The sequence below is a fragment of the Streptomyces sp. NPDC024632 genome, assembly GCF_055559175.1.
Genome location: NZ_JBVHLD010000005.1, coordinates 181,156 through 194,589, shown reverse-complemented (window position 1 = coordinate 194,589; position 13,434 = coordinate 181,156). Strand labels below are relative to the sequence as shown.

Here is a 13,434-nt window from a genome sequence, read left to right as displayed (position 1 = left end):
GACGTCCCGCTCAGCGGTTCACCTGTCGTCGAACGGGACCGACAGCGTCGAGGGGTCGCCGGCCGGGGAGGAGAAGCCCACCGTCGCGAACGCCGGATTCTCCCCGATGTAGAGCGGGTCGACGGTGTCGACGACCAGCGCGAGCCGGTGCCCGGCCGGTACGTCGTACGCCGTCGCCTGGAGCGCGATGTCGGTGCCGAACGCCTTCCCCGGCGTCTTCCCGATCCAGGTGTACGGCGCGTGCGCGACGAGCTTGCCGGTGCCGAGCGCGTCCACGTCGTAGAGGTACGCGATCACCGTGCCGTTGGCCGCGGACGGGGTGAGCGTGGTGTGCAGCACGCTCGTGCCGCGCACGTGCTGGGCGGTGGCGTACGGCTGCGACTGCCACACCCCGGCGAAGGCGCGCGGCAGCAGCGGGATCGACGCGGTGGGCGGGGCCTTGGCGAACTGGTCGAGCAGGCTGGACAGGAAGATGACGCCGCCGTCGGCGCCGGAGTCCACGCCGGTGCCGATCGTGGTGTGCCAGCCGGTGCCCGCGTCGCCGCCGAGCGCCCCGGTGCGCGCGCCCTTGGCGCCCAGCGCCAGCTTCTCGGTCCGCGACGGCACCGAGGACCAGTCGGCGTACCCCTCGTAGGCCCCGGTGGAGCGGGAGGTGAGCTGGACCGGCGGCTGGCGGTCGATCCCGTTGTCGGTGCCCTTCAGATAGTGGTCGAGCCAGGCGCGGGCGTCGGTCCAGGTGTCGTTGGGCAGCCCGAGCAGTCCGGTCGCCTCCGCCGTGGCGTGGTCGCCGGGCCGGAACTCCAGCCGCTTGGGGCCGGTCAGCCTCTCGTAGAAGTCCGCGTACTGGTTGGGCGGGAAGAGGCTGTCGCCCCAGGCGTTGGCGAGCATGACGGCGGTGTGGTTGGCGTTGAGCCGGTCCACGTAGGTCAGCGGGGAGCGGAGCTTCGCCCAGGCGATCATGGTGTCCTCCGACGCCAGATTCGCGCTGAGGAAATTGGCGAGGATCGACTGGAGTTCGGCGCTGGGGCGGCCGGTCAGATACGCGGAGCCGCCGAGCAGGGCCGCCGCCTGGAGGTGCGGGGTGCGGCCCTGGTAGATCGACTCGACGAGGTCGGCCCAGCCGCTGAGCGCGGCCACCGCCTTGATCCGCGGGTCGTGCGCCGCCCCCAGCAGCCCGATCCCGGCGCCGTACGAGACACCGGCCATGCCGATCCGCGCCGGGTCCGCCGGGGTGTTGGCGAGGGTCCAGTCGATGACCTTCGAGACGTCGGCGACGTCCGGCGGGCCCGCGGTCTCGATCTCGCCGCCGGAGAGCCAGAAGCCGCGGCTGGTGTAACTGACCACGACATAGCCGGAGTCGGCGAGCAGTTTCTCCTGGGCGAGGTACTCCAGGTCGTTGATCGCCCAACTGCTGGGCAGGACGACGACGGGGTAGCGCTGCGAGCCGTCGTAGCCGCCGGGGGTGTAGACGTTCGCCTTGAGGGTGATGCCGCCGGAGCCGGGGATGTCGACGAAGCGCAGGGCCGACGCGGCGGCCGGGGCCGCGGCGGCGGACACCTTCGGCACGGGGGCGGGGGCCGCGGTCGCGGCGGGGGCGAGGCCGAGGGCCGTGGAGGCGAGCAGCGCCGCGCCGACGACACCCGCTGTGGTTGCTCTCATGGACTGCTCCTGACACGCCGGATGCGAAGTGACTGGAGAGTAACCACGCGGGCTTACCGAAGGTAACTCGCGTGCATGTTACGCACGGGTAACGATTGATGGGGAAGGTGCGACACCAGGGGCGCGACAGACCGCGCCGCCGCCCCGTTTGTCCGGCCCCGGGCCGGGCAGCCGCACCGCGGGGGGACAGCGGCCGAACGCGGGGGAAAGCAGGAAGAGCGGCACGCACGGGAGCGGGTGGCGGCACGAGGCGGCCACCACGCCACGAAGGGAGAGACGCCGCCATGAACGACGTCACCACGCACGACACCGAACCGGTCGACACGGCCGAGCTCACCGAACTCGCCCAGCAGTTGCGGGTGGACGCGGTACGCGCCGCCGACGCCGCCGGGTCCGGCCACCCCACGTCGTCGATGTCCGCGGCCGATCTGGCCGCCGTCCTCTTCGCCCGCCATCTGCGCTACGACTTCGACCGCCCCGACCACCCCGGCAACGACCACCTGATCCTGTCCAAGGGCCACGCCTCACCGCTGCTCTACGCCGCCTACAAGGCCGCGGGCGCGATCACCGACGAGGAACTGCTGACCTTCAGGAAGCTCGGCAGCCGCATGGAGGGCCACCCCACGCCCCGGCTGCCCTGGGTCGACGTCGCCACCGGATCGCTCGGCCAGGGGCTGCCGATCGGCGTCGGCGTCGCGATGTCCGCCAAGCGCCTGGAGCACCTGCCGTACCGCACCTGGGTGCTGTGCGGGGACAGCGAGCTGGCCGAGGGCTCGGTGTGGGAGGCGTTCGAGCACGCCGGCATGGAAGGGCTCGACAATCTCACCGCGATCCTCGACGTCAACCGGCTCGGCCAGCGCGGCCCCACCCGGCACGGCTGGGACCTGGGCGCCTACACCCGCCGTATCCGCGCCTTCGGCTGGAACACCGTCGAGATCGACGGCCACGACATCGCCGCGGTGGACGAGGCGATGACCACCGCGCGCACCAACCGCGGCGCGCCCACCGCGATCATCGCCAGGACCCGCAAGGGCCGCGGCGTCGCGGCCGTCGAGGACCGCGAGGGCATGCACGGCAAGCCGCTGCCGGACGCCGAGGCCGCGATCCGCGAGCTCGGCGGCGTACGCGACCTGCGGGTCCACGTACGCCGTCCGCCGGACGCCGAGCGGCGCGAGCGCGGCGGGAACCCGTCCGCGGCGCTGCCGGAGTACCGGATCGGCGAGGACGTGGCCACCCGTACCGCCTTCGGCGAGGCGCTGGCCGCGCTCGGCACCCGGCGCGAGGACGTCGTGGTCCTGGACGGCGAGGTCGGCGACTCCACCAAGGCCGAGCTGTTCTCCAAGGAGCACCCCGAGCGGTACGTGGAGTGCTACATCGCCGAGCAGCAGCTCATCGGCGCCGCGGTCGGCTTCGGCGTACGCGGCTGGACACCGTACGCGGCCACCTTCGCCGCGTTCCTGACCCGTGCGCACGACTTCCTGCGGATGGCCGCGGTCAGCCGCTCCGACCTCAACGTCGTCGGCACGCACGCGGGCGTCGCGATCGGCGAGGACGGCCCGTCGCAGATGGCGCTGGAGGACCTGGCGATGATGCGCGCGGTGCACGGCAGCACCGTGCTGTATCCGTGCGACGCCAATCAGACGGCCAAGCTCGTCGCCGCGCTGGCCGACCGCACCGGCGTCGGCTATCTGCGCGCCACCCGCGGGGCCACCCCGGTGATCTACGGGCCCGAGGAGGACTTCCCGATCGGCGGCAGCAAGCTGCTGCGCGAGCACCCCGAGGACCAGGTCACCCTCATCGGCGCGGGCGTCACCCTGCACCAGGCGCTGGCCGCCGCCGACCGGCTCGTCGCCGACGGCATCCGCGCCCGCGTGCTCGACCTCTACTCGGTCAAGCCCGTCGACACCCAGGCGCTGCGCGCCGCCGCGCGGGCCACCGGCCGCTTCGTCACCGTCGAGGACCACCACCCCGAGGGCGGCCTGGCCGACGCGGTCCTGGAGTCCTTCGGCAACGGTCACCCGATGCCGCTGCTCACCCGCCTGGCCGTCCACACCATGCCCGGCTCCGCCACCCCCGAGGAACAGCTCCACGCGGCGGGCATCGACGCCGACGCCATCGCCGCCGCGGCCCGGACGCTGATCGGGCACACACACGAATGAGTGGAGAGCACACCCTGACCAGCACCGACCAGGACCTGACCGGCGACGCCCCGGAACCCTCCGGGCACACCGGAACGGGCGAGACGGAAACCGGCGACACGGAGACCGGCGGCACGGAGGCGAGCGGTACGGACGCCGGTGACACGGACACCGGCCGTGCGGCGTCCGGACCGCCGAAGCCCGGCGCGGACGACACCGGCGGCGAGCGCGACGAGGGCACCAAGGGAGCGGTGCTCGTCGCGCTCGGCGCCAACCTGGTGATCGCCGCCGCGAAGACCGCCGCGGGCCTCTTCTCCGGATCGCCCGCGCTGCTCTCGGAGGCCGCGCACTCGGTGGCGGACAGCCTCAACGAGGTGTTCCTGCTGCTGTCGCTGCGCCGCAGCCGCCGCGCGCCCGACAGCGACCACCCCTTCGGCTACGGCAAGGAGCGCTACTTCTGGTCGCTGCTCGCCGCCGTCGGCATCTTCGTGCTCGGCGGCTGCTTCTCCTTCTACCAGGGCATTCACGCGCTCGGCGGCACGGAGGACGAGTCCCGCAGCGGATACGTGGCGGGTCTGGCCGTCCTGCTGATCGCGCTGCTCGCCGAGGGCGCTTCGCTGCTCAAGGCGGTGGTCCAGGCGCGCCGGTCCGACGAGGGCGCCGACGACCCGGCGCTGCGGACGGTCCTCGCCGAGGACAGCACCGCCGTGATCGGTGTGCTGTTCGCCGCCGCCGGCATGGTCATCCACATGACGACCGGCAACGCGCTGGGCGAGGCCATCGCCTCGATGGCGATCGGCGCCCTGCTGATGGTCGTCGCGTTCACCCTCGGCCGCACCGCCCACCACCAGCTCATCGGCGTCTCGGTCGACGCCGAACTGCGCGACGGCATCCGCGAACTGCTCCTGGGGCAGACGGAGATCGACACTGTCGAGGAACTGCTCACCATGCGGCTCGGCCTGGACTCCACGCTGGTGGCCGCCAGGATCGACCTGGTGGGCGGCCTGGACAGCGAGCGGGTCGAGGAGGTCAGCCTGCGCATCCGGCGCGATATCCACGCCAAGTGGCCCACCGCCGACCGGGTGTTCCTCGACATCACCGACGCCGGAACGGAACGTGAAGCCCGAACGACGCGGGAGCGACGGGCCATTGACAGCGATGCGAGCACACCCGAGCCTGAGCATCGTCAATGACGACACCAGGGGAGGGCTCGATGGCCGCAGGTCTGGGCAACGGAAACGGCACCGCGGGCGACAAGGACACCGAAACCGGGAGCGTACGGGGCAGGACGTCCGGCAGGCGCACCGCCGTTACCGTGGCCGCGGCCCTCGGCGGGGCGCTCGCGCTCACCGCCGCCACCGTCTCGCCCGCGGCGGCCCACTCAGGAGGCCGCCCGCCCTCGCACGGGCGCCCGGCACCGGCCGTCCACTATGTCGCGCTCGGGGACTCGTACACGTCAGGCCCGGCCATCCCCACCCAGGTCGACGCCAACTGCGCGCGCTCCGACCGCAATTACCCGTCGCTGGTGAACGACGCGAACGCCTTCGCGTCGTTCACCGACGTGAGTTGCGGCGGCGCCACCACCGCCGAGATGTGGAAGCCGCAGGGCACCAACGGCCCGCAGCTCGACGCCGTCCACCGGGACACGACGCTGGTCACCGTGCAGATCGGCGGCAACGACGTCGGCTTCGGCCCGATCATCGCCACCTGCGCGGGGCTGAGCGTCACCGACGTCACGGGCAGCCCGTGCAAGGACCACTACCGGGCCACGGGCGTCGACCAGCTCACCGTGACCATCCTCAAGACGGCCCCCAAGATCGCCCAGGTGCTGCGCGCGGTCCACAGCAGGGCGCCGCACGCGGAGGTCGTCCTGGTCGGCTACCCCGACCTGCTGCCCGACGACGGCGTGGGCTGCTTCCCGTCCGTGCCCTTCGCGGCCGGGGACTTCCCGTACCTGAGGGACGTGGAGAAGAAGCTCAACGCGATGCTGCGGGTCGAGGCGCTGCTCGGCGGGGCGCGCTACGTCGACACGTACAAGCCGACCGTCGGGCACGACATGTGCAAGGCGCCCGCCGACCGCTGGATCGAGCCGCTGGCCCCGGCGTCACCCGCCGCGCCCGCGCACCCGAACGCCAAGGGCGAGCAGTCGATGGCCCGGGCGGTGCTGAGGACGGTCGGGACGGGACACCGCGCCGGTCACGGTCGGTAAGGCTCAGGGGTACCCCTGAGTCGCGGGCGCGCCGGGCGTCATGGATCATGACCTCATGCCGGTCCTGATAGCCGCGTGCGCGTTCGCGATGACCTTGGTGGGCGGGTTCGTCGCCCAGCGCATCGGCGACCGCAGGCACCTCGTCCTCGGCCTCGCGGCCGGTCTGATGCTGGGCGTCGTCGGCTTCGACCTGCTGCCCGAGGCGCTGGACATGCAGCCGCGGGACGTCTTCGGCGTCCCCGCCGCGCTGCTGATGTTCGTCGCCGGCTTCCTGGCCCTGCACATCGTCGAGCGCTCGGTGGCGATCCACCGGGCGCACGAGGGCGAGTACGCGCCGCACGCGCACGGCCACGGGCACGCCCACGCCCCGGTCAAGGGCATCGGCCTCACCGCGGGCGCCGCGCTCGTCGGGCACAGCGTCATGGACGGCTTCGCGATCGGCGCGGCCTTCCAGGCGGGCAGCACCGTCGGCATCGTGGTGGCCATCGCGGTCGTCTCGCACGACTTCGCGGACGGCTTCAACACGTACACGATCACCCGGATGTACGGCAACGACCACAGCAGGGCGCGGCTGCTGCTCGGCGCCGACGCGCTGGCGCCGGTGGCGGGCGCCGCGGTCACTCTCGCCTTCACCATCCCGGCCGGTGTCCTCGGCCTCTACCTCGGCTTCTTCGCCGGTTTCCTGCTCTACCTGGCGACCTCGGACATCCTCCCCGAGGCGCACAGCCCGCACCCGTCGACCTCGACGCTGCTGTGCACGGTCGGCGGAGCGTCCCTCATGTGGCTGGTGATCGGTCTGGCGGGATGACCTTGCCGCCCTTGGGCGCCTTCGGCGCCGTCGTCGCGGCCTTGGTGACGTCCGCGACCAGCTCCACCACGTCGGAGCCGTACGCCTGCGAATTGACCACCTTCAGCAGCAGGCAGAAGGTCGCGTCGGCGCCGTGCTTGCGGGCCAGCCGCACCTGGTGCCTGGCCAGATAGCGGACGGCGGCCTGGTTGGCGATGCCGCGCTGGCCGGAGGAGAGGAAGACCGGGCGGTCGTTGCCCGAGTCGCGGGCGGCGGCCAGCCGGGCCAGCAGCACGTACTCGACGGCGCCCTTCTCCATCAGGTACGTCTCGCCGCCGACGCTGATCGCGCCCTGCTCGGGCCCCGGCGCCGGGTCGGTGTCGATCTCGACGCCCGGCAGCATCGAGCGCAGATGCGCGGCCAGCCGGAGGTTGGCGGCCGGGCCGCCTATGCAGAATTCGGTGCGCGCGCCGAAGCCCTGCCAGGCCGTGTCGTGCGCCAGCACCTCGGCGTGCGCCCCGCACTCCTTGATCACCGCGGCCAGCTCCAGCAGCGCGAAGGCGTCGTGCCTGGCCAGGCTCCAGCCCCGCGAGCCGGGGTCGCGCGGCACCACCAGCAGGCACTCGGAGTCCTTCGGCAGGCCGAAGAAGCGCTGCTTGCGCTGGAGCCTGCGGCTGAGCAAGTAGGTGCGCGCGAACCAGCCCAGGGCGGCGCCGATGGCGAGGGCCACCAGGCCCAGGACGAGATTGCGGAGGTCGTCGCTCATGGCGCGGCATCGTAGCGGTGTTCGACCCACCGCGGGGATACGCGGTCCTGACGGGACAGGAGAGGTGAAGTTACGCTTCCGGGACGCCCGTTGAGTGGAGGACTCCGCAATGCGACGCACAAGTGACAGCAGTGGTGGCGACACCGGTCTCCGTAGCGGCCCGGGTGGCAGCCCCGGCGGCGCCCGGGGCAGGGCCGCGGGCACGCGTTCTGACAGCGGACCGGACGGCGGTCCGGGGGGCGGTCCGGAAGGCGGTCCGGGCGCGTCCCGTACGGCCGTCCGCGGGTCCCGCGTCCGCAGGACCGCCGTCCGCGCGGTCGCCGCGCTCGCCGTCACCGCGGCGGTGGCGGCGGTCACCGCCGCGGCGCCCGCCCGGCACGGCGGCCCCGCGCATCCGCCCGGCTCCACGGCCAAGACCCCGCTGGCCGTCGGCTACGGGGGAGCGGTCGCCAGCGTGGACGCCGACGCGTCGGCCGCCGGCATCGAGGTGCTGCGGCGCGGCGGCAACGCCGTGGACGCGGCCGTCGCCACCGCCGCCGCCCTCGGCGTGACCGAGCCGTACTCCTCGGGCATCGGCGGAGGCGGCTACTTCGTCTACTACGACGCGCGGCAGCACAAGGTCTCCACCATCGACGGCCGCGAGACCGCCCCGCGCAGCGCCACCGACCAGCTCTTCGTCGAGAACGGCCAGCCGCTCGCCTTCGCCGACGCGGTCACCAGCGGGCGCAGTGTCGGCGTGCCCGGCACCGCCGCCACCTGGCAGACCGCCCTGGACTCCTGGGGGAGCCGCTCGCTCGGCGACGTCCTCAAGCCCGCGGAGCGGATCGCCCGCGACGGCTTCACCGTGGACGCGACCTTCAACTCCCAGACCGCGGCGAACCAGGACCGTTTCAAGGACTTCCCCGCCACCGCCGCGCTCTTCCTGCCCGGCGGACAGCCCCCGGCGGTCGGCTCCACCCTGCGCAACCCCCAACTGGCGGCCACGTACAAGGAGTTGGGTCGCAAGGGGATCAACGCGATCTACCGCGGCGACATCGGCGCGGACATCGTCAGGACCGTACGCAAACCCCCGGTCGACCCGGCGTCCACCCGCGTGGTGCGCACCGGTGACCTGACCGCCGCGGATCTTGCCGCCTACCACGCCAAGACCCAGGCGCCGACGCACACGACCTACCGCGGCCTCGACGTGTACGGGCCCGCGCCCTCGTCGTCCGGCGGGACCACGGTGGCCGAGGCGCTGAACATCCTGGAGCACACCGACCTGGCGCACGCCGACCAGGCGCAGTATCTGCACCACTACATCGAGGCCAGCCGGATCGCCTTCGCCGACCGGGGCCGCTGGGTCGGCGACCCGGCGTTCGAGCAGGTGCCGACCGCGGGGCTGCTCTCCAAGGGCTTCGCCGCCTCGCGGGCCTGCCTGATCAAGGACGACGCGGCGCTCACCAGCCCGCTCCCGCCCGGCGACCCGGCGCACCCCACCCCGTGCGCCGCCACCGGCAAGGCCGCGCCGACCACCTACGAGGGCGAGAACACCACGCACCTGACGGTGGCCGACAAGTGGGGCAACGTCGTCGCGTACACCCTCACCATCGAGCAGACCGGCGGCAGCGCGATCACGGTCCCCGGCCGCGGCTTCCTGCTCAACAACGAGCTGACGGACTTCTCCTTCGTGCCCGCCAGCCCGGCCGTCCACGACCCGAACCTGCCGGGGCCCGGCAAGCGGCCCCGCTCGTCGATCTCGCCGACGATCGTGCTGAAGAACGGCCGGGTGGACTTCGCGGTCGGCTCGCCCGGCGGCGCGACCATCATCACCACCGTGCTCCAGGTGCTCACCGAACACGTCGACCGGGGCCTGCCGTTGGTGGACGCCATCGCCGCGCCGCGCGCCAGCCAGCGCAACGCGGCGGCGACCGAACTCGAACCGGCCCTGTGGAACAGCCCGCTCAAGGCCCAACTCGAAGCCCTCGGGCAGCACTTCACGCAGAATCCGGAGATCGGCGCCGCCACCGGTGTGCAACGGCTCTCCGACGGCCGGTGGTTGGCCGCGGCGGAGCCCGTACGGCGCGGCGGCGGCTCGGCGCTGGTGGTGCTTCCCACGCGCTGACCTGCCTCGACGCGGCTACTCCGCTCAGGCGGTCGGGACGGCGGGCAGCAGGGCGATGATCTCGTCCGTGCCCGCCGTCTCGGCCAGCCGCGGGAAGATCTTGGCGAACGCGTGGGCGTGCGACTCGGCGTCGGTGTCGGTCACCGCGTCGGCGGCGACCGTCACGTGGTAGCCGTGTTCGTGCGCCGCGCGGGCGGTGGACTCGACGCCGATGCTGGTCGATATGCCGGCCAGCACGATCTGCGTGACCCCGCGGCGGCGCAGCTCCAGGTCGAGCGCGGTGCCGTAGAAGGCGCCCCACTGGAGCTTGGTGATCCTGATGTCGCCGTCCTGGACATCCAGTTCGTCCACCAGCTCCGTCCAGTCGGCGGGCAGCGAACCGCTCATGGCCGGGCCCTCGTTGCGTCCTGGCGGGCCCCCGGCCACGTTCACCAGCACGACCGGCAGCCCGCGCTCGCGGAAGGCGGCGGCCAGCTTCGCGGCGCGCGCGACGACCTCGCGGGCCGGGTGCGCGGTGGGCAGCGCGACGATGCCGCGCTGGAGGTCGATGACGACAAGGGCGGTGCGGGGGTCGATCGTCGTGGCGGTCATGCGGGTAACTCCCTGTGCGGTGAACGGTGTTGCCGTGCTGTTCGGGTCGCGGGGTCGTGGCTGTGCGGTCACGCCTTGACCAGGCGCTGGAGGATGCCGAGCGCCTCGGTCAGCCGCCGCTGGTCCTCGGCGGACAGCTCGGTGGCGATCGCCTCGGCGAGCCAGCCGCGCCGGGCCCGGCGGCCGGTGCCGCGCAGCCGGACCCCTGCCTCGGTGAGGGAGAAGACGACCTGACGGCCGTCGGTGGGGTGCGGCGAGCGGGCGACGAGGCCGCGTTCCTCCAGGGCCGCGAGCGTCATCCGCATGGACTGCGGCCGGACGATCTCGGCGCGGGCCAGGGCGGCGGTGGTCGCCGGACCCTCGCTGCCGATCCGCCCCAGCACCGAGACCTGCGAGGGCGTGAGCGCGCCCTGCGCCGAGGCCGACGCGGTGCGCAACCGGCGCTGGAGCTGCGCGATCACCGTGGTCAGCTCGTCGGCGACCCGCGCCTGGTCCTGAGTGGGCATGGTTGCACCGTACGACGTCGACAGGAAAACTTGCAAGTTTGACTGTCGAAATCGTCCGCCGTTGAAAACTCCCCGTAGCAGCGCCGTAACACCGTGGGTGTCGAATGCCCACCGGGCGCGGGGAGCGGGGGCGGCGGATGCGAGGGTGTGATGACAACGGAACTGGCCGGTGCGGCAACGGAGTTCACGTTCTACTTCCGGTCGATGGTGGCGGCGCTCGGGGACCGTCCCGGCTGGTACGGGGTGTTCGCGGGGCGTGAGCCGGAGGCCGCGCACGCCTACGAGGGCGGCGCGGACATACCGCCCTGGGACGTCGTCGGGGCCGTCCTGCACGATCTGGCCGCCGCCGTGCGGGCGCCGCTCGACGAGGCGGAGGTGTCCCGTGCCCGGGTCCTGCACCGCGCCGCCGTCGCGGAGTGGGACGCCGCGCCCGGCGCGGAGAGCGCGCTCCGCCTCCGGCTCGAAGTGACCTCGCGGGCCCGCGACATGGCGCTGCTGCGCGAGCGCGAGGCGGCCCGCGCCCTCGACCAGGCCCCCGCCGACCCGGCGGGAGCCGCCACCGCCCGGCTCGCCAACATCCTCGCCTGGGCCCGCGACGACCGTGAGCGGGCCGCCGCCCGCTGCGATGAACTCCGCGCCCGGCTGGCCGCCTTCGCCGCGCCCCCGGCCGCCGACTGGTTCCGCCAGACGCCCGAGCGCCATCCCGCCGCCCAGCCCTCCCCGCCCGCCGAGCGCGACCCCGCCGCGCCCGCCGCCCAGCCCTCCTCGCCCCCCGAGCGCGACCCCGCCGCGCCCGCCGCCCGTACCGCCTCCTGGGCCCGCGACCCCCGCCCCGAGGAAGCCGCGCGACCGCGGCCCGCCAAGGCGACCGGCGCGCGCACCAAGGGCGCCTCCCGCCCGCGCGGCGCACGCTTCGCCGGGGCCTTCGAGGAGGCGGCGGGCGCCGAGGAAACGCCCCTGGAGCGGTCGGTGCCGCGCGGCGCGCGTTTCGCGGGCGCGCCCGCCGCCCCGGCCCCGCAGGCGGAGACCGCCCAGGGACCCGTACGCGCCACCCCGCGCGGCGCGCGCTTCGCCGGCGCTCCGGAGAGCGCGGAACCGCGCCAGGCGCGGCCCACCCTCGACCCGCGCTGGCTGGCCGAGGCGCGGCAGGAGGCCGCGCGCCTCGGCGAGCTGCGCCGTACCGGCCAGAGCGGCGCCGCCTACGTCGTCATCTGCGAGGCGGCGGAAGGCCCGGCGCCCCGACTGCCCTACCTGCTCAGGGAGTTGGAGCGCACCGAACTGGCCGCCGATGTGGCCACCCTGCTCTGGGAGGTCGCCGCGCTGCCCGGCGCCCCGCTGGCCGCCGCCGCCTCTGAACTGGCCGCCGCGGGCCGTACCGGCGACTGCCGCACGCTTCTGCACCAGGCCGCGTCGCGCCCGCCCGCCGACCTGGCCACGATCGCGGGCGACCTGGCCGACGCGGGGCACCACGAGGAGGCGGGCGAACTCCTGCGGACGCTCGCCCGGGCGCGTCCGCCCGAGGACGCCGCCGCCGTGGTCAGAGCCCGCCCCGGCCTGGCCGTTCCCGTCCTGGACGCCGCGGAAGCCGTCTCCAAGTCCCGCCGCCGCGACATCGTGGCCGCCCTGCGCCGGGCGGGCCTGCCGGGCGGCTGACGCGGGCGCGCGCCGCCGAACGGGTTCCCCGAGGGGGAAACGCGATCGTCTTCGCCCGGTAACGGTAGCGGTCTTGCCACAGTGGGTAGGGCGCTTCTACGTTCTTCCCCACGGCTGGGATCTACGGGCGTAGAACGGGACTACCGGCGTGAAGCTGCCACGTCTGAGGAGCTGCTCATGAGCAATGTCGTGCGTGCCGCGCTCGTCCAGGCCACCTGGACCGGCGATACGGAATCGATGATCGCGAAGCACGAGGAACACGCCCGGGCCGCCGCCGCGCAGGGCGCGAAGGTGATCGGCTTCCAGGAGGTGTTCAACGCCCCCTACTTCTGCCAGGTCCAGGAGGCCGAGCACTACCGGTGGGCGGAGCCCGTCCCCGACGGGCCGACCGTCCAGCGGATGCGGGCGCTGGCCCGCGAGACCGGCATGGTCATCGTCGTGCCGGTCTTCGAGATCGAGCAGCCCGGCGTCTACTACAACACCGCGGCCGTGATCGACGCGGACGGCACCGTCCTCGGCAAGTACCGCAAGCACCACATCCCGCAGGTCAACGGCTTCTGGGAGAAGTACTACTTCAAGCCGGGCAACCTCGGCTGGCCGGTCTTCGAGACCGCCGTCGGCCGGATCGGCGTCTACATCTGCTACGACCGCCACTTCCCCGAGGGCTGGCGCGCCCTGGGCCTCGCGGGCGCCCAGATCGTCTACAACCCGTCGGCCACCAGCCGCGGCCTGTCGGCGTACCTGTGGAAGCTGGAGCAGCCCGCGGCGGCCGTCGCCAACGAGTACTTCATCGCCGCGATCAACCGGGTCGGCCGCGAGGAGTACGGCGACAACGACTTCTACGGCACCAGCTACTTCGTCGACCCGCGCGGCCAGTTCGTGGAGGGCACCGCCTCCGACACCAAGGAGGAACTGCTGGTCCGCGACCTGGACCTGGACCTGATCGACGAGGTCCGGCAGACCTGGGCCTTCTACCGCGACCGCAGGCCCGACGCCTACGGCGACCTGACGGAGGGCTGAG

11 protein-coding genes are annotated in these 13,434 nt (G+C 73.5%); 7 read left to right on the top strand and 4 right to left on the bottom strand.

What is annotated here, in order from left to right:
* Positions 1 to 18 precede the first annotated feature (18 nt).
* Complete coding sequence (locus ACZ37P_RS12535) at positions 19 to 1,659, bottom strand: CocE/NonD family hydrolase (protein WP_401719536.1); 1,641 nt, start codon at positions 1,657 to 1,659, stop codon at positions 19 to 21.
* Positions 1,660 to 1,943: 284 nt separating this feature from the next.
* On the opposite strand from ACZ37P_RS12535, the gene ACZ37P_RS12530 reads away from it, so the two are divergent.
* From ACZ37P_RS12530 to ACZ37P_RS12515, 4 genes are read left to right on the top strand one after another with little or no spacing between them, the layout of a single operon-like run.
* Positions 1,944 to 3,818, top strand: coding sequence for a transketolase (locus ACZ37P_RS12530; RefSeq protein ID WP_355339077.1), 1,875 nt, complete (start codon positions 1,944 to 1,946; stop codon positions 3,816 to 3,818).
* Entirely contained in the window at positions 3,815 to 4,990 is a 1,176-nt protein-coding gene (locus tag ACZ37P_RS12525; RefSeq protein WP_467346354.1) for a cation diffusion facilitator family transporter, read from the top strand. Before ACZ37P_RS12530 ends, ACZ37P_RS12525 begins: the two co-directional genes overlap by 4 nt.
* Before the next feature lie 20 nt (positions 4,991 to 5,010).
* A complete protein-coding gene (locus ACZ37P_RS12520; RefSeq protein WP_467346352.1) occupies positions 5,011 to 6,006 on the top strand; it encodes an SGNH/GDSL hydrolase family protein in 996 nt (331 codons plus the stop codon).
* Positions 6,007 to 6,061: 55 nt separating this feature from the next.
* On the top strand, positions 6,062 to 6,814 hold the full coding sequence (locus tag ACZ37P_RS12515) for a ZIP family metal transporter (RefSeq protein WP_355339086.1): 753 nt from the start codon (positions 6,062 to 6,064) through the stop codon (positions 6,812 to 6,814).
* Here ACZ37P_RS12515 and ACZ37P_RS12510 read toward each other — a convergent pair.
* Entirely contained in the window at positions 6,783 to 7,559 is a 777-nt protein-coding gene (locus ACZ37P_RS12510) for a hypothetical protein (RefSeq protein WP_391049520.1), read from the bottom strand. The two genes, ACZ37P_RS12515 and ACZ37P_RS12510, sit on opposite strands and share 32 nt — an antisense overlap.
* A 109-nt stretch (positions 7,560 to 7,668) precedes the next feature.
* On the opposite strand from ACZ37P_RS12510, the gene ggt reads away from it, so the two are divergent.
* On the top strand, positions 7,669 to 9,663 hold the full coding sequence (gene ggt / locus ACZ37P_RS12505) for a gamma-glutamyltransferase (protein WP_467346350.1): 1,995 nt from the start codon (positions 7,669 to 7,671) through the stop codon (positions 9,661 to 9,663).
* A 24-nt stretch (positions 9,664 to 9,687) separates the two neighbouring features.
* On the opposite strand, the gene ACZ37P_RS12500 is transcribed toward ggt, so the two are convergent.
* Positions 9,688 to 10,254: an isochorismatase family protein gene (locus tag ACZ37P_RS12500; protein ID WP_467346348.1), complete on the bottom strand. Its 567-nt coding sequence runs from the start codon at positions 10,252 to 10,254 to the stop codon at positions 9,688 to 9,690.
* 68 nt (positions 10,255 to 10,322) lie between these two features.
* A complete protein-coding gene (locus ACZ37P_RS12495; RefSeq protein ID WP_355339098.1) occupies positions 10,323 to 10,760 on the bottom strand; it encodes a MarR family winged helix-turn-helix transcriptional regulator in 438 nt (145 codons plus the stop codon).
* A gap of 150 nt (positions 10,761 to 10,910) precedes the next feature.
* Here ACZ37P_RS12495 and ACZ37P_RS12490 point away from each other — a divergent pair, with 150 nt between their 5' ends.
* Positions 10,911 to 12,413: a hypothetical protein gene (locus ACZ37P_RS12490; protein ID WP_467346345.1), complete on the top strand. Its 1,503-nt coding sequence runs from the start codon at positions 10,911 to 10,913 to the stop codon at positions 12,411 to 12,413.
* Between the two features lie 177 nt (positions 12,414 to 12,590).
* On the top strand, positions 12,591 to 13,433 hold the full coding sequence (locus ACZ37P_RS12485) for a nitrilase-related carbon-nitrogen hydrolase (RefSeq protein ID WP_355339104.1): 843 nt from the start codon (positions 12,591 to 12,593) through the stop codon (positions 13,431 to 13,433).
* Position 13,434 lies beyond the last annotated feature (1 nt).

Coding starts and splice junctions, on each gene's coding strand:
- ACZ37P_RS12535 (WP_401719536.1), bottom strand. CDS start 1,659: ATGAGAGCAACCACAGCGGGTGTCGTCGGCGCGGCGCTGCTCGCCTCC.
- ACZ37P_RS12530 (WP_355339077.1), top strand. CDS start 1,944: ATGAACGACGTCACCACGCACGACACCGAACCGGTCGACACGGCCGAG.
- ACZ37P_RS12525 (WP_467346354.1), top strand. CDS start 3,815: ATGAGTGGAGAGCACACCCTGACCAGCACCGACCAGGACCTGACCGGC.
- ACZ37P_RS12520 (WP_467346352.1), top strand. CDS start 5,011: ATGGCCGCAGGTCTGGGCAACGGAAACGGCACCGCGGGCGACAAGGAC.
- ACZ37P_RS12515 (WP_355339086.1), top strand. CDS start 6,062: ATGCCGGTCCTGATAGCCGCGTGCGCGTTCGCGATGACCTTGGTGGGC.
- ACZ37P_RS12510 (WP_391049520.1), bottom strand. CDS start 7,559: ATGAGCGACGACCTCCGCAATCTCGTCCTGGGCCTGGTGGCCCTCGCC.
- ggt (WP_467346350.1), top strand. CDS start 7,669: ATGCGACGCACAAGTGACAGCAGTGGTGGCGACACCGGTCTCCGTAGC.
- ACZ37P_RS12500 (WP_467346348.1), bottom strand. CDS start 10,254: ATGACCGCCACGACGATCGACCCCCGCACCGCCCTTGTCGTCATCGAC.
- ACZ37P_RS12495 (WP_355339098.1), bottom strand. CDS start 10,760: ATGCCCACTCAGGACCAGGCGCGGGTCGCCGACGAGCTGACCACGGTG.
- ACZ37P_RS12490 (WP_467346345.1), top strand. CDS start 10,911: ATGACAACGGAACTGGCCGGTGCGGCAACGGAGTTCACGTTCTACTTC.
- ACZ37P_RS12485 (WP_355339104.1), top strand. CDS start 12,591: ATGAGCAATGTCGTGCGTGCCGCGCTCGTCCAGGCCACCTGGACCGGC.